Genomic DNA, 17,534 nt, shown 5'->3' with positions numbered 1-17,534 from the left:
GACGAAGCGGAATGAACTCGCCTCGGAGTCATGGTTTGAACGGGGGACGGATGAACCCTCCTTTCGTGAAAAACCATCGCCTCACCTCCGTTAAGGGTGCAAAGGGAGCGGAAGCAAAGCATGTTTTCCGCTAACTAGGGTGGTACCACGGGAATCAAACCTCTCGTCCCTAGCGCTAATACGCTATGGATTGCAGAGGTTTTTTTAATGAGATTCACGCGAATGATGCGGCCGCGCAAGGCGTCCGCCTGACTGTATGAGGGGGCATTAGTAAATGAGTGACAATCAGCAGGCTCAGGGGTATCATCCCCAGTCGATCGAGCCGAAGTGGCAAAAGTATTGGGATGAGCACCATACGTTCAAAACGGGCGAAGATCCCGGCAAACCGAAGTTCTATGCGCTGGACATGTTTCCGTACCCGTCCGGCGCCGGCCTTCACGTAGGCCATCCGGAAGGATATACGGCGACCGACATCGTATCCCGCTATAAAAGAATGCGCGGCTACAATGTGCTTCATCCGATGGGATGGGACGCGTTCGGCCTGCCGGCCGAGCAGCACGCGCTCGATACGGGCGAACATCCGCGCGACATCACGGTCAAAAACATCAACAATTTCCGCCGCCAGATCAAATCCCTCGGGTTCTCCTACGACTGGGACCGCGAGATCAGCACGACGGATCCGGAATATTACAAATGGACGCAGTGGATTTTCATCCAGCTGTACAAAAAAGGCCTCGCTTACGTAGCGGAACTTCCCGTGAACTGGTGCCCGGCTTTGGGCACGGTGCTGGCGAACGAAGAAGTCATCGACGGCAAAAGCGAACGCGGCGGCCATCCGGTCATCCGCAAGCCGATGCGGCAATGGGTGCTGAAAATCACCGAATACGCCGAGCGCCTGCTTGAAGATTTGGAGGAGCTCGACTGGTCCGAAAGCATCAAGGACATGCAGCGCAACTGGATCGGCAAATCCAAAGGGGCCGAAGTGAATTTCGCCATCGAAGGCCATAGCGGCCAATTGACGGTATTTACGACGCGTCCGGACACGCTGTTCGGCGCCAGCTACTGCGTGCTGGCTCCCGAGCATGAGCTCGTGGCCGAAATCACGACGCCGGAGCAGCAGGAAGCGGTCAAAGCGTACCAGGACCTTGCGGCCCGCAAAAGCGATCTGGAGCGCACGGATCTGGCGAAGGACAAAACCGGCGTATTCACGGGCGCCTATGCCGTCAATCCGGTCAACGGCGCGAAACTGCCGATTTGGATCGCCGATTACGTCCTCGCGGGTTATGGAACGGGCGCCATCATGGCGGTGCCGGGCCACGACACGCGCGACTGGGAATTCGCGAAGCAATTCGGCCTGGACATCATTGAGGTCGTCAAAGGCGGCAACGTGCAGGAAGAGGCTTACACCGGTGACGGCGAACACGTCAATTCCGGATTCCTGGACGGGCTGGGCACCGAAGAAGCGATCGCCAAAATGATCGCATGGCTCGAAGAAAACGGCAAAGGCCAAGGCAAAACGACCTACCGCCTGCGCGACTGGCTGTTCAGCCGCCAGCGTTATTGGGGCGAACCGATTCCGATCCTGCACCTCGAAGACGGAACGATGAAAACCGTGCCGGAAGACCAGCTTCCGCTGATGCTGCCGGACATCGACCAGATCAAGCCGTCGGGAACCGGGGAATCCCCGCTTGCGAACGTGACCGAATGGGTGGAGACGGTGGATCCGGAAACCGGCATGAAAGCGCGCCGCGAAACCAACACGATGCCGCAATGGGCCGGAAGCTGCTGGTATTACCTGCGGTTTATCGATCCGCACAACAAGGAAGCGCTCGTTTCGAAGGAAAAAGAGCGCGAGTGGATGCCGGTCGACCTCTACATCGGCGGCGTCGAGCACGCGGTGCTTCACCTGCTGTACGCCCGTTTCTGGCATAAAGTGCTTTACGACCTGGGCGTGGTCAGCACGAAGGAGCCGTTCCAAAAGCTGGTCAACCAAGGCATGATCCTGGGCACGAACAACGAAAAAATGAGCAAATCCCGCGGCAACGTCATCAACCCGGACGAAATCGTCGAAACCTACGGCGCGGATACGCTCCGCATCTATGAGATGTTCATGGGGCCGCTGGAGGCGACGAAACCTTGGAACGAAAACGGCGTGGAAGGCGCCCATCGCTTCCTGTCGCGCGTATGGCGCCTCGTCGTCAACGACGACGGCAGCCTGAATCCGAAACTGACGGACGGCGAAGGCAGCGACGACTTCAAACGCGTATGGCATAAAACGATCAAAAAAGTGACCGAAGACATGGAGCATATGCGTTTTAACACGGCCATCAGCCAGCTGATGATTTTCATTAACGACGCGTACAAAGCCGACTCGCTTCCGCGCAAAGCGATCGAGGACTTCACGCAGCTGCTGTCTCCGTTTGCGCCGCATATCGCCGAAGAGCTGTGGGAGCGCCTCGGGCACGAGGAATCGATCACGTACGAACCATGGCCTGTTTTCGACGAAGCTTGGACCGTGGATGCCGAAGTGGAAATCGTGATCCAGGTGAACGGCAAAATCGTACAACGCGCCAAAATCGCCAAAGACATGAGCCAGGAGGCTATGCAGGAGTTCAGCCTGTCCCAGGAGAACGTGCAGGCAGCCATCGCCGGGAAGACCGTGCGCAAGGTGATCGCGGTTCCGGGCAAGCTCGTCAATATCGTAGCGAACTAAATGCATATCTTGAGGATACCGCGAAATCCCGAGCTTGTCCGAAGCTTGGCATAAACGCTGCGGCATCCGAAACAGGGTTTAAAAGCATTAAATCCCCGTACAATCGTACGGGGATTTTTGTTTCCCAAGCCCTTTTGGACAAGGCCGAGCCTGATCACGGCTCGCGAATCGTGGTATCGGGAGGAGCATGCGCGGCTATGTTTTGGTATCGCTTATGAGTCCGTCGCATTTTTTCAAATCCTCTTCGTATTTGGCATGGGTGGTGGCGATCAATTGATGAAACACGCCGTTCAAGCTTTGCCTGAGCAGCGCAAGCGCTTCGGCGGTGATGCCGCCGGGCACGGCGACCCTTTCCTGAAGGTCCAGAGGATGGAAGCCGCCTTCCGTGAGCAGCTTGCCCGTTCCAAGCAGCATTTCCCCGGCCAGGGAGGTGGCTTGTTCGCGCCCGATCCCGGTCACTTCTACGGCGGCTTCGACCCATTGGTCGAGGAAAAAGCTGATAAATGCAGGGCCGCAGCTGGAGAAATCCGAGGAAATACGGACATGCGACTCCGGGATTTCAAGCGGTTTGCTGATCGCGCCGAGCAGCTGTTCAAGCACGAGCCTGTCTTCCGGAGCGATGCGGGTGCCGTACATGCATAAGGAAGCCCCGCTTAAGGTCAAATGCGTGATGCTCGGGATTACTTTGGCGATTTTGCAGGCAAGAGCTTGTTCCAGATGACGAATTTGCACCGGGCTCGTAATGGACACCAGCATCTGGTCCTGCTTGACTTCGTCTTTGATCTCTTCCACTAACGCTTTATACTGAAGCGGTTTTACGCATATGAATACGATATCGCTGTTTTTTACGGTTTCCGCGTTGCTGCTGCATACGTTTAGACCGGGGTGGCGCTGAGCGAGCAAAGCGACTTTTTCTGCCGTACGGTTGCTGGCGAAAACTTGATTTGGCATAAGCGCACCGGAAGTCATGAAGGCGTCGATCAACACGCTTCCCATACTGCCGGTTCCGATGAATCCCACCTTCATATGCTTTCCCTCCTTTCGTGCTTTACGGTAACGGCGCAGTCCTTCTTCTTAATGTATGCAGGTGGGCCTGTACGTCATGACGGTTTTCGGCAGGAAGAGGCTTTTGCCGGACGCCTTTATTGGCAGCGCAGGATCATCCCTAGTCTAGCGGCAGGATCGAAACGGGGTCGGCCGCAGTTTATTAAAAAAAATGAGGTGATCGTATGAAAAAATGGACGCTGGCGATCAGCGCGTGCTGCGCGATATTGGGAAGCGCCGCCATCTTGCTTTCAGGCCTCAAAACCGAAAAGGGCATCGAGGGCTGGGAGCCGTTAAACAACAATCTCGCAAGCGCTTTGGATGGGGAGCGAATGCCGGAATCGAAGAGCGGCGGCGGGCAAGACCCTTCCGGGGCCGCAAAAACCGGGAAGGAAAACATCGGCGCGGAAAACGCCGCAAGTGCGGCCCAAACCCGGCAGCCCAAGCAGTCCGTGCAAACGGAGCTTCAGACCGGCCAGGAAACAGCTTCGGCACCGGAACCGCAAGCGGACAGCAACGTCGCCACCAAAACGGGCACGGGCAGCCCTGCCGGAGAAGCTGCGCCGCCCGGATCCGGGAGTTCGCCTGTACATGCCGCGCCCGACAAGGCTGCCGGAGACCTGGAAACGAAATCTCCGGAAGGCCCATCGGGTCCCAAGGTGAATATTAACACCGCCCAGGCTGCCGAACTGATGACCATTCCGGGCATCGGCGCCAAAAAGGCGCAGGCGATCATCGATTACAGGAACGAACGCGGGCCGTTCAAGAGGGTCGCGGATTTGGACAAGGTAAAAGGGATCGGCCCGAAGATGCTTGAAAAAATAAAGCCCTACATAGAGCTTTAGCCCGGAGATGTGCTACAATAAGACAAACATTCTATGACAAACAAGGTGATAACAGGTGAACGTCGAAACACGAAAAGACTGGGATACATACTTTATGGACATTGCTTACATGGTGTCGACGCGTTCCCGCTGTCCCCGCAGGCATGTCGGGGCCGTGCTCGTTCAGGGCAAAAAGCTGCTCGGTACGGCATACAACGGCGCGCCGATGGGCGTTCCCGATTGTTCGGAGGCCGGCTGCATGATCGCGGAGGAGATCGAAATGATCGAGCAGGACGGCAGGCAGGAAATGGTTAAAAAGCAGCGCTGCGTGCGCACGATCCATGCCGAGCAGAATCTGCTGCTGTTTACGGACCGGATCGACCGGGAGGGCAGTTCGGTATACGTGACGGACGAGCCGTGCTGGACTTGCGCCAACATGCTCGCGAACAGCGGCGTGACGGAAATCGTGTTTCACCGTGCCTATCCGAAGGATTCGGACAAGGTGACGGAGATGATGAAGCAGAAAGGGATCGTTTTCCGCAAACTGTCATCCTACGAACCACCGCGCGAAACGGTCATGACCGTTTGCAATTAACGAAAATATCGATTGTCCATGAGATGCTTTTCGAGGAAGGACCTCTGCCAAAGCGGCGATTGACCGCAGGCAGGGGTTTTTGTTTTTTACTTGCGATGAGCCGGATAGGAGTGAATGAACGTGAAGGGAAGGCCTTTAATCGTCGGAACGGCCGGTTGGCTGGCCGGGAGCAGCCTTGCTTGCGCTTTTTCGGACGCGCGGCTGCTTTTCATCTGGATGGGACTGACGCTTCTGCTCGCCGCTGCCGTGCAGCTGCGCCGGAAGCTGCTGCGGAGCATGCTGATCGCCTGGATCGCGGTAACGCTGTCGGGCGCATACTGGCTGTGGCATGACGCGCGGAACGTCACGTTCCTGCCGGAGGCGCTGGCTGCGGCTGCGGACGAATTAAACGGGATGCCGCTGCATGCCGAGGGGGTCATCGTCTCTTCCGTCGACGTGGACGGGGATCGGGCGGACTTCCAGGCCGAATTGCGGAAGGCGAGCCGAAGCCCGGAGGGTCATGGGAGCAGGGGGGTGCCATCGTCCGAAGGGTTTCGGGAACGGGTCATGGTTCAAGTCAAACTTCTAAGCAAGGAGCAGCAGGACGAAGCCCGCAAGTGGCAGCGGGGAGACCGGATCAAGCTGGACGGAACGCTGGAGCTTCCCGGAAACGCCCGCAATTTCGGCGCTTTCGATTACGCGGCTTATCTGCGGACGCAGCACATCCACTGGCTTTTTAAAACGAAAGGGAGCGAACAAGTTCGGGTTTCCCCGCCGGTTTCGCCTTGGAGCGCGGTGACGATTTTCCGGTGGAACGATCATGCCCGCAGCGGGCTTGGGGATAAACTCGGCCAAATTTTTCGGGAGCCTCACGCCGGATATATGAAAGGCCTGCTGATCGGCATGCAGGACGATATCGACCCCGTGACGTACACGCAGTTTTCGCAGCTGGGCCTGACGCATATTTTGGCGATCTCCGGGATGCATGTCGCGGTATTCGTCGCCAGCTTGCTGTATATTTTTTCCTTATTCAAAATAACCCGCGAAAAGGCCCTTCTGATGGCTATGCTGCTGATTCCCTTGTACGTCCTTTTGTCGGGGGTGAGCCCATCGGTCGTTCGGGCGGGCATCATGGGCATGATCGGGCTTTATGCCGCGAGAAAAGGATGGCTGAAGGACGGACTGAACGTGTTGGCGGCAGCGGCGCTTGCGATGATGCTGTGGAATCCGTATTACCTGCTGAGCGTCAGCTTCCAGCTGTCATTCCTGGTGACGGCCGGGCTGATGGTGTACGTTCCGCTGATGAGCCCGCTCCTTCGCTTTTTGCCGAAACGCATCGCCGGCGCCGTCAATGTGACGCTGGTCGCCCAGCTGGTCTCATTCCCGCTGACCATTTATTACTTTAACCAGTTTTCCCTGCTGTCGTTTGCCGCCAACTTCGTGCTGGTGCCGTTTATTACCTTCCTTACGCTCCCGCTTGGCGCTGCCGCGCTGCTGTTTGGGTGGATCTGGCTGCCGGCGGGCAGGGCATTGGGGCGGGTCGCGGAGCTGACGAGCGATTGGACGTTCCGTCTTGTCCGTTGGCTGAACGGTTTCCCGCAGTTCGTCACGATTTGGAAATCGCCGTCTTTCATGTGGATTGCGGCTTATTTTGTATTGATGTACCTGTTTTTATTTATAGCGAACCGGCAGACGGGAAGGCGCGAAGCCCGGCAGGCGGAAAACGCCGATGACGAAACGGCGGAGCTTGAAGGGAAGGGGAGTTCCTTGGATCCGGATGATGCTGCGCCTAATAAGAGGAAAACGAGAGCCGCGCTTGCCGGAATTATGCTTGCTTTTCTGTTTCTGATATATTGGGAGTATCGGCCTACATCTTTGCACGGGGCGGGGCTCGTACAGTTTCTGGACGTGGGGCAAGGCGACAGCATCCTGATCACGACTCCGGAGGGACGGAACATTCTCGTGGACGGGGGCGGCACGGTCAGCTTCCGCAAGCCCGAAGACGGCTGGAAGGATCGGAAAAATCCGTTTGAAGTCGGCGCCAAGGTGGTCGTCCCCCTGCTCAAGCAGCGGGGAATCCACCGTTTGGATGCGGTGATCGTCACGCACGGAGACCAGGACCATGCGGGGGGCTTGCAGGCGGTTTTGGATCAAATCCCGGTAAAGGCCTTTCTGTTCAACGGAACGCTTTCAGGAACGAAGTCCTTCGACAAGCTGATCGGTACGGCCCTGGAGCGGCGCATTCCCGTGTATGCCGTCCATCAGGGCATGAAGCTGAAGCCGGACAAGCATACGGAGCTTGCCTTCATTTCGCCGATGCTGGACGGCGCGGAGCAGGAAGAGGTTCCGGTGGAAAAAAGCCAAAACCATCTATCGGTGGCGTTTGTGCTGACCATGAACGAAAGGAAGCTGCTGTTTACGGGCGATATGGACCAGGCTGCCGAAGAGGACGTGCTCGGTTGGGCCGGCAGCGGCGTTCAAGCGGCATCGGACCCGCGCTCGTCCGGTGATGCCGGCGGGGCCGATCGGCCCGGCGAAGGCATCGATGTCATCAAAATCGCCCATCACGGCAGCAAGTCGTCCACCGGCGAGGAATGGCTCCGGCATTGGCGGCCGAAAGCCGCGGTCATATCGGCGGGCGTGAACAACTTATACGGCCATCCGCATGCCGATGTCGTGCGGCGGATCGAACGCGATGGGGCCCGCTTGTTCCGGACGGACCAAAACGGCGAAGTCCAAATGCGGATCCGTGCCGAAGGCATACAAATCCGAAGCAAATTCGGTCCTTTCCGCCAATGAATTCCAGCAGGGCGTACAAGGCCCGGACACATGACGGAATTGACACCAATACGTCAGGAAATCGTTCCGATTCTGACAAAATCTTAAAGAATTAAAAGGGAAAAACTCGTAAAATGGATGAGTTGCGTAAGCGATCATGTTTCTTGGTGACGGGCTCACTAGAATTTGGTATCCTTAATTGGGGTTTGCCATCTTCTTTTTCCGAAGAAACGAGACCCGACACCTTCTTACGTACATAAGATATATCGGCCTTATCCATGTATAGAAAAAAGTTGGTTACAAATTGCAACAATTTGACACACTTGCACGTCTGTTAGATTGCAGGGAGAGGGGGATCCTTTGTGGTAGAGCAGGGACTCATAAGAGCCGCTCAATCGGGCGATCGCGACGCTCTAATCACCCTATTAAGAGAAATTGAGCATCAAGTGTACCGCACAGCCTACTATATTTTAAACGACGAACAGGATGCGATGGACGCTTCCCAGGAAGCGCTCATCCGCATCTACACGAAAATCGGCTCCTATGAAGAAAAGGCGCAGTTCAAAACCTGGGTTCAACGGATCGTGACCAACATTTGCATCGACAAATTCAGGCGCACGAAACCGACGGTTTCCATCGATGAGCATGAACTGGTTTTTCAGGACAAACAGAACGTGGAACGCACCGTCATGTCTTCGTACCTGGCCCAGGATATCAAGGAAGCCATCGACCAGCTGCCGGATCATCATAGAAGCGTGATCGTGCTAAGGTATTTGCAGGATTTTTCTTACAATGAAATTGCCGACTGCCTGAACCTTCCGCTGAACACGGTGAAGTCTTACCTGTTCAGGGCCAGGCAGCAGCTCCAGAATATGCTTCAAGAGCATCAGAAAGGTGGTGTATCAGGATGAAATGTCCAGAGGTGGTGGAGTGGATGCACCGTTATTTGGATTATGATTTAAGCGAGGAAGAAACCGTGCAGCTGTATGAGCATTTGAAACATTGTCCTGAATGTACGGAAACCTTTCGGATGCTGAAATCATTGTCCCGGGATCTTGAGGATTTGCCGAAGGTAACGCCCAAATTCAGCATTGTCGACGCCATCATGCCGCAACTGGAAGCCATCGACCAGGCCCGTCAGGAAAAAAGCGCTTCCCGCGAAGAGGAGCCTGCCGAGATGGTACCGGTACCCGCGCGTCCGGCGCGCAAAAGCAAATTCCGCAATTCGATCGTCGGACGTACGGCCATGGGGGCCGTAGCCGCGGTGATCATTTTGGGAGTGGCGATCTATAATTATTCTCCGAAACATCTGTCGACCGCGGAAGAGCCTGCTTTCAAAGAAGCGGGGCAAAAAACGGCCGAAAGCGCGACTTCGTCTGCCGATTCCACGACGGGCAGCGGCGGCGAGCGGCAGGATGTCGAGCCTAAACAGGAAATGCTCTACAGAAGCGACGGCGGCAGCGAGCCTGCGCAAGAAGATGCCGGCGCAGGCGATAGCGGCATGACGGAAATGAAAGCGCAGGACGCTTCCCCTCCGGAAGAGCCTGCGAAGGAACAGCCCGCCCGGTCCGAAACGCCTGCGGATCAGCAGAATTCCAAGGATGCCCGCAGCGCGGGCACGGAAACCGAAGCGACTGCTCCGAAAGACGATGCGGCGGCTAAAAAGCAAGTTCCCCCGGGAGACCTGAAGCCGAAACAAAACTACGCGCAGAAACCTGCCGAAGACGCGGCCAACCAGGATAAAACGGCGGCGAATCAAGATAAAGCCGCGGCGAATCAGGATCAGACCGCCGAGGATCAGGGAAAAGCGACCGCTTCGGGAAATGCGGGCGGCGACGGCGGGGCCAGCGGGGCCAGCGGGGCCAGCCAAGATTCAGCGCAAGGCCAAGCGGTCGCGCCGGATCATCCGGACCAGGAGAAGTCCCTCGCCGATGAAAAAATAACCATGGGCATCAGCTCGATCAAAACCGCGGCGGTCCAGATCAATTCTCCGGACGGCAAATACGCGGCTTCCGTCGAAGACCGCAAGCTGGTCATTTATGCCCTTTCGGATCAGGACGGCCAGAAGAAGGCCGTCAAGACCATCGACCTGCCGGGCAACTGGGTAACCGGGGTCTGGTCTGCGGACAGCACGGTGTTTACTTACCAAACGGCCGATGACCAAGGAACGACGACGAGCAAAACCTATCGCGTCGACGACTCGAAGGTTTCGAATCCTTGACGAGGAATCCATGGGAGACCAAAAATTAGAGATACAAACATGCACCAATACAAGAGATATGGAATAGGATATACCGACAGCATTGAACCAGGATCGTCGTGTAACCACTGGCGGCGGGGTTTCTAGAGCCCTGCCAAGCCGGTGTTTATCATAGATGAGCTGGGACAGGGGGGCCTTCCTGCGGAGGGCCCCTCTGCTGTTTTCCCGGGCCTGGATTTTTGTTAATATAGTTAAGCAGGCCAAAACTTAAGCAGAGTTACATAGATGAAAGGGGGCTTAAGTATGGATGTGAAAACCGCGGTAAAGGCCGTGAAGCAGGGGGATATCTCTCCCGTGTACCTGTTGTACGGAACGGAAAAATACCAGATGAACGAATTTGTGTCTTTTCTCGTGGAGCAGACGATTTCCAAAGAAGAACGCGACTTTGCGCTTGTCCATTACGATTTGGCGGATACGCCCCTGCAGCAGGTGGTCGAAGAGGCGGAGATGGTGCCTTTTATGGTGCCGCGCAAGGTGATCCTCGTGCAGGATGCCTCCGTTTTTACGGCGGGCAAAGATCAGGGCAAAGTGGAGCATCGTCCGGAATCGCTCCTTGAATATATGAACAACCCGGCGGAATACAGCATCCTCGTTTTTATCGTAAACCAGGAGAAGCTTGACGAGCGCAAAAAGATCGTGAAATCCGTCAAAAGCAGCGGCGCGCTTTTATCGTTTATGCCGCTTGGCAGCGAAGATTTGCTGAAATGGGTCGGCAAAAAAGCGAAGGAGCAGGACTGCACGTTTGAAGAAGGGGCCGCGGAGCTCGTCATCCGCAATGCGGGTACCCAGCTGCAGACGCTCGCCGCCGAGATCGACAAGCTCTGCTTGTACGCGGGCAAAGGCGGGATCATCCGCACCGACATGGTAGACCAATTGATCGCGCGCAGCACGGAACAAAACGTGTTTGCCCTTGTGGAGGATATCGCCAACCTAAGGGTAGACCGGGCGCTTTCGATCTTTTACGAGCTGCTGAAGCAGAAGGAAGAGCCGATCAAAATCGCCGCGCTGATCGCAAGGCAGTTTCGCATCATTCTTCAGGTCAAGGACCTGGCAGGGCAAAGTTTTTCCCAGCAGCAAATCGCTTCCCAGCTTGGCCTCCATCCCTACGCCGTCAAAATCGCCGGGGAGCAGGCACGGAAGTTTCAGGCGGCCCAGCTGAAGCAGATTTTGAGCCGTCTCGGCACGCTGGATTACCAAATGAAAACCGGAGCCGTCGACAAGGTGCTGGGCTTGGAATTGTTTTTGCTCAGATTGGCGGCATAAAAACGAAAGCGCAAAAAGGCTGAGGCCGATCGGTTACGGAAACCGGGACGGCTGACCGGCCTTTTTCGCGTTTGCTTAAGAAAAGTCGCGGCCGCCCATCCTTCCGCCTAAACGGCTATGGGCTTGCCGGCTGTTTCAAGGTAATGATCGTGCACTCGGGCACGCTGTCCAGGCGGGACGGCAGGCGGGTGGTGCCGATGCCCCGGTTGACGTACAGCTGCAAGGGCCTGCGGCTGTCGGCATGGAACGTATATAGCCCTTCGGTATACTTGCGGGCAAGCGGCGGAGTATATAGCGGGCCGTATCCCGGCAGCTGAACCTGGCCTCCGTGGCTGTGGCCGGACAACTGAAGGTCTACCGGATATTTGCCCAGCCGGTCGGCCACGTCAGGCTCATGGGCAAGCAGTAGGACGAAGGCATTCCGGTCGATCCCGCTTAACGTCTTGGTTAGATCGGGGGAGCCGAGCAGAAAATCGTCGACCCCTGCCACGACAAGCTTGCTGCGGCCGATGGACAGCGTTTGATGTTCGTTTACGAGCAGCTTGAAGCCGCTGTATGCCATGATGCGGGCGTAAGGACGTTTGGCGCCGCCTCCCTGGTCATGGTTCCCGTATACGGCAAATTTGCCAAGCGGGGCGTTCATTTGCGATAATATCGGAGCGATAGCGCCGGAAACGGGATCGTTTGCGAAGTTGTCGATGAGGTCGCCCGTGAATACGATCATGTCCGGCTTCAGTCCATTGATGCGGGTGACCAGGCTTTGCAGCTTGTCCGGCGAATAGAAGCGGCCCAGATGGATGTCGCTAATCTGAACGATGCGGATCCCGTCCAGGTCGGGGGTAACGGACGCTGCGCCGATGCTTACGTTCTGGAGGCGGAGTAGATTGGGTTCCGTATATCTTGCATAATAGAAGACGGATGCGGCCGCCAGAAGCAGCAAAGCGGCGATCCCATGGAACCATGCGAAGGTTGCGGTTTTTTTAGGTTGATGTTTCATAGGAATCCTTCCTTTCGACGACCAATATACCGGAGCCGCGTTACATGAATGTGACGGAGAAGGCGGCTCCCCTGAAAGGAGATTGCTATGCGGATTTTGATTGCGGACGACAACCGGGATATGCTGCGGATTTTGAGGGCATATTTCGAAAAGGAAGGTTACGAGGTGCAAACGGCCGAAGACGGGGAAGAGGCCTTGGCGGTTTTTTACCGCAAGAGAATCGATCTTGCCGTTTTGGACTGGATGATGCCGAAGTGGAGCGGGCTGGACGTATGCCGGGAAATCAAAGCCCGGTCGGATAAAAAAGTGTTGATCTTAACCGCCAAAAGCGAGGAAGAAGATGAGCTGAAGGCGCTCAGCATCGGAGCGGACGAATACATCCGCAAGCCGTTTCACCCGAAAATTCTCGTTCTCCGTGCCAAAAAGCTGCTGGGAGACGAAAAGGGAATGCGCTACAGGTCGCTTCGAATCGATCTTGAGGGCAGCAAAATATATAAAGATGGCGCGGATTTGCAGGTCACCAAAACCGAATTCGAGCTGATGTGCTGCTTGGTGCGCCATAAAGGCAGGATATTGTCGAGGGACCAACTGCTTGATCTGGTGTGGGGGTTCGATTATTTCGGCGACGCGCGAACGGTGGACACCCATGTCCGCAGGCTGCGGGAGAAGGTCGGCGATCATCTGATCCAAACGCACCGGGGACTCGGCTACAGCGTGGAGGCCGACGATGAATAAGCTTGGCCGCAAGCTGTTTTTGAGCATCGCGTCCGCCGTCCTGCTTATTTTTGTCTTGTTTGTGCTGCTGGCGAACCTGTTCATGCCCAAATATTATATATACAAAACGAAGGAACAGCTCGGGGAAGCCGTGAGTGCGATTTCCGGGCTGCCGGGGCCGCAGTGGACCGAGGCGATTCCGCAGCTGGAGCGGCAGTACCGCGTGACGATCGTCTATGACGACTGGCGGAAGCGGGAAAACGACTTGAACGAATCGCTGCAGCAGCAGCTGACGAAAAAGAAAGTGACGCTGAGCAAGTTTTGGGTGACGGACGCCTCGCTGAAGAAGGCGATCGCCGGAAGCCGGGTCAACAAAATATACGATCAGGGCAAGCTGAAATCCAGCTTTTACGCCGGCTTGATCCGCAAGGACGACTCCATCGTCCTGGTCGGGTCGTCGATGGCTTACGTCAGCGAGGCGATCGGGATGATCAACGAATTCATTTTGATCCTGGCGGTCGGTTCGGTCCTGATCATCGTCCTGACGGTTTGGCTTTTGTCGTACCGCATGACAAAACCGCTGAAGGAGCTGGGGCAGGTCGCGAAGGATATCTCGGAGCTCCGCTTCCGGAAAGCCCGGGTCGGCGCCCGGGACGAAATCGGCGAGCTGGCGGAAAGCATCAACGCCATGAGCGACAAGCTGAAGGCGGCGCATGCCGATTTGTCCCGAAAAAACGCGAGCCTGAAACGGTTTATGGCCGGCATGACGCATGAGCTCAAAACGCCGGTTTCGCTCATTCAGGCTTATGCCGAAGGCATGCAGGACGGGCTGGACGACGGCAGCTACGCCGCCACCATTTTGCGCCAAAACGAGGGGCTGGCGAAGCTCATCGACGAGTTTTTGGACTTTGCGAAAATCGAAAGGGACGAGCTAGAACGGCGGCCGGTGGCGGTAAAGGAACTGTTCCGCGAATGCGCCGAAACGTTCTCCATCGAGCTTGCGGCGAAACGTTTGAAGCTGGCCCTGCGCGACGATTTGCCGGGAAACCCGTGCATCGAGGCGGACCCGGATCAAATGCGGATGGTATTTCGGAATTTGATCGGCAATGCGGTAAAATACGCGGCGGGCGAACGGATCGACGTATCGTTCGGAAAGCTTGGGGATGAAATCGAACTGCGGATCAGCAACCGCTTTGCGGGAGAGATCGCCGACGCCTCCCGGCTGTGGGAGCCCTTTTACGTGGAGGAAAGCTCGCGGCATAAAGAGTTGTCGGGAACGGGCCTCGGGCTTGCGATCGTCAAAACCGTTTTGGACCGGCACGGCTTCCGCTGCCATGCGGAGACGGAGGATCAAACGATCCGTTTTTATATCGGTTTCAAGGAAAAAAGCCCTCGTTCCGCTTAAAGCGGGCGAGGGCTTTCCAAGCCTCATACCGGGCAGCCAAGGAAAGCGCTTTAGTGATTTATCGCCCTAGAGGACGAAGGCGTTTCCGTTTGGCGGCTGAATCGTCCGGACCACAAGGCAAGGCCCATCGTCAGCAGCAGCAAAATGCCGGTCAGCAAAAAGACGGTATGGATGCTGAACACGCCGCTGATGGCGCCGCCCGCAAGCGGGCCGAGCATGCCGCCCAGCTGGTTCGACGTCTGGCTCAAACTGAAGGCCCTGCCGCGGAATTCGGCCGAAGTCGCCCGTACCACCAGGCCGTTGAGGGCCGGGAATACCGCGCAGAAAAAACATCCGTACAAAAACCGGACGACCGAAAACGCCCAAATGTTATGGAAAGGAATTTGCAGCAGCGAGCCGACGCCTCCCGCAAACAATCCGATCAAAAGCACCTTCTGAAAGCCGATTTTATCCGCAAGTTTCCCCCAGCGGGAAGCGAACAGGATGCTGGCGATGCCGACCAGGGAAAAAATGATGCCGGCCAGAATCGAGGCGTCGGAAGCCGAATGGCCGATCTCCACGATATAAAGCGGGAGCACCGGTTCGATGGTCATGACCGAAAACTGCGTAAACATCGTCAGCAGCAGCACGACCAGAAGCAGCTTGTTATCGGCGGCCAGCTTGATCGTGCTCAGCACGGACACGCGTCCTTTGCCGGGAACGAATTTTTCTTCCTTGACGTAAAAGATGACGAGCAAAGTGGCAAGAAAACAAAGCACCCCTGCGCTGGCGAACGCCAAGCGGTTATCGAACAGCTTCGACAGCACGCCGCCCAACAGCGGCCCCATGATGCTGCCCGTCGCCGTCGCGGTCGACATCGTGGAAAGGGCGTAGCCGACTTTATGTTCGGGCGTGTTGGTGCCGACGATGGCGATCGCCCCGGGGATGAAGCCGGAAAGCAGGCCCTGCAGAATCCGCAAGATGAGCAGCTGCACCGGGCTGGTCACGAACGAAGTCAGGATATAAATGACGCACAGGACGAAACCGGCGCGAACGATCATCGCCTTGCGGCCGTATTTGTCGCCGACGGCGCCCCAGAACGGGGAGGATAGCGCCCCTGCCAAAAACGCGCTGCTGAACAGCAAGCCGGACCACATTTCAACGTTTTCGGTCGTGCCGATTTGGATGAGAAAGATCGGGAGAAACGGAACCACCATGGAGAAGCTTGAAGAGACGATAAAAGAACCGAACCATAACACCCATAAGTTTTTCTTCCAGATTTCCATTGCTCGTCAACCTCCTGACTTGATGAGTGGGCTTGATTGCAAGAAAAATGTATGTACGGGATATTGAATCAAAAAGTCCTGACCAGCTGGGTTGGCTGTTCAGGACTTTTCATTTTCATCGTATGGATAGCGCACCTTATGCTTGTGCAGTCAGGGCGTTCAGTTTTTGCGCCAAGCGGGATTTCTTGCGGCTTGCAGCATTTTTGTGGATGAGACCTTTTGTCACAGCCTTGTCCAGCTTCTGGGAAGCGGCTTGAACTGCAGCTTTAGCAGCTTCAACTTCGTTATTAGCCAGCGCGGCATCAGCGGCTTTCACGGCTGTGCGGAGCGCGGATTTTTGGGAAGCATTAAGCGCACGGCGTTTTTCGTTCGTTTTTACGCGTTTAACGGCGGATTTAATGTTTGGCATTGCATTCACCTCCTGTAAGGCATTCGAGAACTTCAAATGGTTCACAACTTAAAATAGTTTAGCATGGGGTACCGCAAAAAGCAATACTAAGGCTTGCATAATCGGAGGCCGCCTCCCGCACACTATAACGAAAAAGGCAAAGGAGGATGATTTTGAGATGGAATTGGATCTGCAAAAATACAACGTGCGCACCGATCTGGCGGTGGACGCCAGAGAGCTTGCCGCGAAGCAATATCCGGATTCGATCCCGGGCGTGGATGAAGAGGTATCGGAAAAGGACGGGATCAAGGTGACCCGGCTGAACGTGCTGACGGACGAAGGTTCGCAAGCGATCGGCCGCATCAAAGGCCATTACGTGACGCTGGAGGTACCTGGACTTCGGAACGGCGATACCGGTTTGCAGGAACGGGTGACGGAGGCTTTTGCCAGGGAGTTCGAGGACTTTCTGACGCTGATCGGCATTCAAAAGAAAGACACCGTGCTTATCGTCGGCCTGGGAAACTGGAATGTCACGCCGGACTCGCTCGGCCCGCTCGTGGTGGAGAACGTGCTGGTGACCCGCCAATATTTTGAGCTGATGCCGGATCAGGTCGCGCCGGGTTACCGCCAAATCAGCGCGATCGCGCCGGGCGTGCTCGGCATTACGGGCATCGAATCGAGCGAAATCGTTCAGGGCATCGTCGACCGGACGAAGCCGGACCTGATCATCGCCATCGACGCGCTGGCCTCCCGTTCGCTGGAACGGGTGAACACGACGATCCAAATCGCCGATATCGGCATCCACCCGGGTTCGGGCATCGGCAACAAGCGGCGCGGCTTGACCAAAGAGGTGCTCGGCGTTCCCTGCATCGCCATCGGCGTGCCGACGGTATGTTATGCTTCGACGATCGTCAACAACGTGATGGAAATGATGAAAAAGCATTTTGGCGGGAACCAGAACCAGACGCGCGAAATCATGGGGCTGCTCGACAGCATCTCCGAAAACGAGCGGCTGGCCCTGGTCAAAGAGGTGCTGGAGCCGCTTGGCCATGACCTGATCGTCACGCCGAAAGAAATCGACGAATTCATCGAGGATATCGCCAACATCGTGGCCAGCGGATTAAACGCCTCGCTGCACGAGGCCGTGGATCCGGGCAATTCGGGGGCCTACACCCACTAAGGCCGGTCGGCCGTTTGTCCGTTACGAACGAATCAGGAAGCCTGCGAATCTATCGCGGCTTCTTTTTTTTCTCGCAAATATATCATTTTTGGTTCTAGCGAATCTTCCGGGCTCATAGTTTTGAAGTAT

The 17,534-nt window shown here is 56.2% G+C and carries 14 protein-coding genes and 1 other annotated feature (1 of these 15 only partly in view); of the genes, 10 read left to right on the top strand and 4 right to left on the bottom strand.

All coding sequences use genetic code 11. From position 1 onward, the window contains the following. Positions 1 to 174: a binding site (T-box leader), on the top strand (it extends 72 nt beyond the left edge of the window). A gap of 100 nt (positions 175 to 274) precedes the next feature. After that, a complete protein-coding gene (gene leuS, locus KI367_RS02315) occupies positions 275 to 2,713 on the top strand; it encodes a leucine--tRNA ligase (RefSeq protein ID WP_212947273.1) in 2,439 nt (812 codons plus the stop codon). A gap of 195 nt (positions 2,714 to 2,908) precedes the next feature. Here the strand turns inward: leuS and comER are convergent, their stop codons facing one another. Further along, on the bottom strand, positions 2,909 to 3,739 hold the full coding sequence (gene comER / locus KI367_RS02310; protein ID WP_212947271.1) for a late competence protein ComER: 831 nt from the start codon (positions 3,737 to 3,739) through the stop codon (positions 2,909 to 2,911). Between the two features lie 203 nt (positions 3,740 to 3,942). Here comER and KI367_RS02305 point away from each other — a divergent pair, with 203 nt between their 5' ends. The 6 genes from KI367_RS02305 to holA all read left to right on the top strand — a co-directional run bounded on the left by KI367_RS02305 (position 3,943) and on the right by holA (position 11,456). Beyond that, positions 3,943 to 4,602 carry a helix-hairpin-helix domain-containing protein gene (locus KI367_RS02305; RefSeq protein WP_212947269.1) on the top strand — a complete coding sequence of 220 codons (660 nt, stop codon included), beginning with the start codon at positions 3,943 to 3,945 and terminating at the stop codon, positions 4,600 to 4,602. A 55-nt stretch (positions 4,603 to 4,657) separates the two neighbouring features. Continuing rightward, positions 4,658 to 5,176: a deoxycytidylate deaminase gene (locus KI367_RS02300; RefSeq protein WP_036715243.1), complete on the top strand. Its 519-nt coding sequence runs from the start codon at positions 4,658 to 4,660 to the stop codon at positions 5,174 to 5,176. A gap of 114 nt (positions 5,177 to 5,290) precedes the next feature. Then, a complete protein-coding gene (locus tag KI367_RS02295) occupies positions 5,291 to 7,954 on the top strand; it encodes a ComEC/Rec2 family competence protein (protein WP_212947267.1) in 2,664 nt (887 codons plus the stop codon). 341 nt (positions 7,955 to 8,295) lie between these two features. Further along, the gene (locus KI367_RS02290) at positions 8,296 to 8,844 is read left to right on the top strand and encodes an RNA polymerase sigma factor (protein ID WP_036715245.1); all 549 of its coding nucleotides are present in this window, start codon (positions 8,296 to 8,298) and stop codon (positions 8,842 to 8,844) included. Then, positions 8,841 to 10,154 (top strand): zf-HC2 domain-containing protein, encoded by a 1,314-nt coding sequence (locus KI367_RS02285; protein ID WP_212947265.1) that lies wholly within the window; start codon positions 8,841 to 8,843, stop codon positions 10,152 to 10,154. Before KI367_RS02290 ends, KI367_RS02285 begins: the two co-directional genes overlap by 4 nt. Before the next feature lie 282 nt (positions 10,155 to 10,436). Then, a complete protein-coding gene (holA, locus tag KI367_RS02280) occupies positions 10,437 to 11,456 on the top strand; it encodes a DNA polymerase III subunit delta (protein WP_212947263.1) in 1,020 nt (339 codons plus the stop codon). 115 nt (positions 11,457 to 11,571) lie between these two features. Here the strand turns inward: holA and KI367_RS02275 are convergent, their stop codons facing one another. Next, positions 11,572 to 12,453 carry a metallophosphoesterase gene (locus tag KI367_RS02275; RefSeq protein ID WP_212947260.1) on the bottom strand — a complete coding sequence of 294 codons (882 nt, stop codon included), beginning with the start codon at positions 12,451 to 12,453 and terminating at the stop codon, positions 11,572 to 11,574. 87 nt (positions 12,454 to 12,540) lie between these two features. Here KI367_RS02275 and KI367_RS02270 point away from each other — a divergent pair, with 87 nt between their 5' ends. Together KI367_RS02270 and KI367_RS02265 are read left to right on the top strand one after the other, a co-directional pair. Then, on the top strand, positions 12,541 to 13,188 hold the full coding sequence (locus KI367_RS02270; protein ID WP_212947258.1) for a response regulator transcription factor: 648 nt from the start codon (positions 12,541 to 12,543) through the stop codon (positions 13,186 to 13,188). Continuing rightward, positions 13,181 to 14,572: a sensor histidine kinase gene (locus KI367_RS02265; protein ID WP_212947256.1), complete on the top strand. Its 1,392-nt coding sequence runs from the start codon at positions 13,181 to 13,183 to the stop codon at positions 14,570 to 14,572. Before KI367_RS02270 ends, KI367_RS02265 begins: the two co-directional genes overlap by 8 nt. A 50-nt stretch (positions 14,573 to 14,622) precedes the next feature. Here the strand turns inward: KI367_RS02265 and KI367_RS02260 are convergent, their stop codons facing one another. Together KI367_RS02260 and rpsT are read right to left on the bottom strand one after the other, a co-directional pair. Continuing rightward, a complete protein-coding gene (locus KI367_RS02260) occupies positions 14,623 to 15,837 on the bottom strand; it encodes an MFS transporter (protein WP_036715250.1) in 1,215 nt (404 codons plus the stop codon). A 136-nt stretch (positions 15,838 to 15,973) separates the two neighbouring features. Beyond that, positions 15,974 to 16,246, bottom strand: a complete 273-nt coding sequence (rpsT, locus tag KI367_RS02255; protein ID WP_036715251.1) for a 30S ribosomal protein S20 — start codon at positions 16,244 to 16,246, stop codon at positions 15,974 to 15,976. A 157-nt stretch (positions 16,247 to 16,403) separates the two neighbouring features. Here rpsT and gpr point away from each other — a divergent pair, with 157 nt between their 5' ends. Then, complete coding sequence (gpr, locus tag KI367_RS02250) at positions 16,404 to 17,405, top strand: GPR endopeptidase (RefSeq protein ID WP_036715252.1); 1,002 nt, start codon at positions 16,404 to 16,406, stop codon at positions 17,403 to 17,405. Positions 17,406 to 17,534: the final 129 nt, after the last annotated feature.

Source organism: Paenibacillus cookii, from assembly GCF_018333375.1.
Lineage (GTDB): Bacteria > Bacillota > Bacilli > Paenibacillales > Paenibacillaceae > Paenibacillus_AQ > Paenibacillus_AQ cookii.
The sequence above is the reverse complement of the archived record's forward strand: the minus strand, read 5'-3'. Positions and strand labels throughout refer to the sequence as shown.

Excerpts from the sequence above, each read along its gene's own strand:
- leuS (WP_212947273.1), top strand. The coding sequence starts at position 275 with ATGAGTGACAATCAGCAGGCTCAGGGGTATCATCCCCAGTCGATCGAG.
- comER (WP_212947271.1), bottom strand. The coding sequence starts at position 3,739 with ATGAAGGTGGGATTCATCGGAACCGGCAGTATGGGAAGCGTGTTGATC.
- KI367_RS02305 (WP_212947269.1), top strand. The coding sequence starts at position 3,943 with ATGAAAAAATGGACGCTGGCGATCAGCGCGTGCTGCGCGATATTGGGA.
- KI367_RS02295 (WP_212947267.1), top strand. The coding sequence starts at position 5,291 with ATGAACGTGAAGGGAAGGCCTTTAATCGTCGGAACGGCCGGTTGGCTG.
- KI367_RS02285 (WP_212947265.1), top strand. The coding sequence starts at position 8,841 with ATGAAATGTCCAGAGGTGGTGGAGTGGATGCACCGTTATTTGGATTAT.
- holA (WP_212947263.1), top strand. The coding sequence starts at position 10,437 with ATGGATGTGAAAACCGCGGTAAAGGCCGTGAAGCAGGGGGATATCTCT.
- KI367_RS02275 (WP_212947260.1), bottom strand. The coding sequence starts at position 12,453 with ATGAAACATCAACCTAAAAAAACCGCAACCTTCGCATGGTTCCATGGG.
- KI367_RS02270 (WP_212947258.1), top strand. The coding sequence starts at position 12,541 with ATGCGGATTTTGATTGCGGACGACAACCGGGATATGCTGCGGATTTTG.
- KI367_RS02265 (WP_212947256.1), top strand. The coding sequence starts at position 13,181 with ATGAATAAGCTTGGCCGCAAGCTGTTTTTGAGCATCGCGTCCGCCGTC.
- KI367_RS02260 (WP_036715250.1), bottom strand. The coding sequence starts at position 15,837 with ATGGAAATCTGGAAGAAAAACTTATGGGTGTTATGGTTCGGTTCTTTT.
- rpsT (WP_036715251.1), bottom strand. The coding sequence starts at position 16,246 with ATGCCAAACATTAAATCCGCCGTTAAACGCGTAAAAACGAACGAAAAA.
- gpr (WP_036715252.1), top strand. The coding sequence starts at position 16,404 with ATGGAATTGGATCTGCAAAAATACAACGTGCGCACCGATCTGGCGGTG.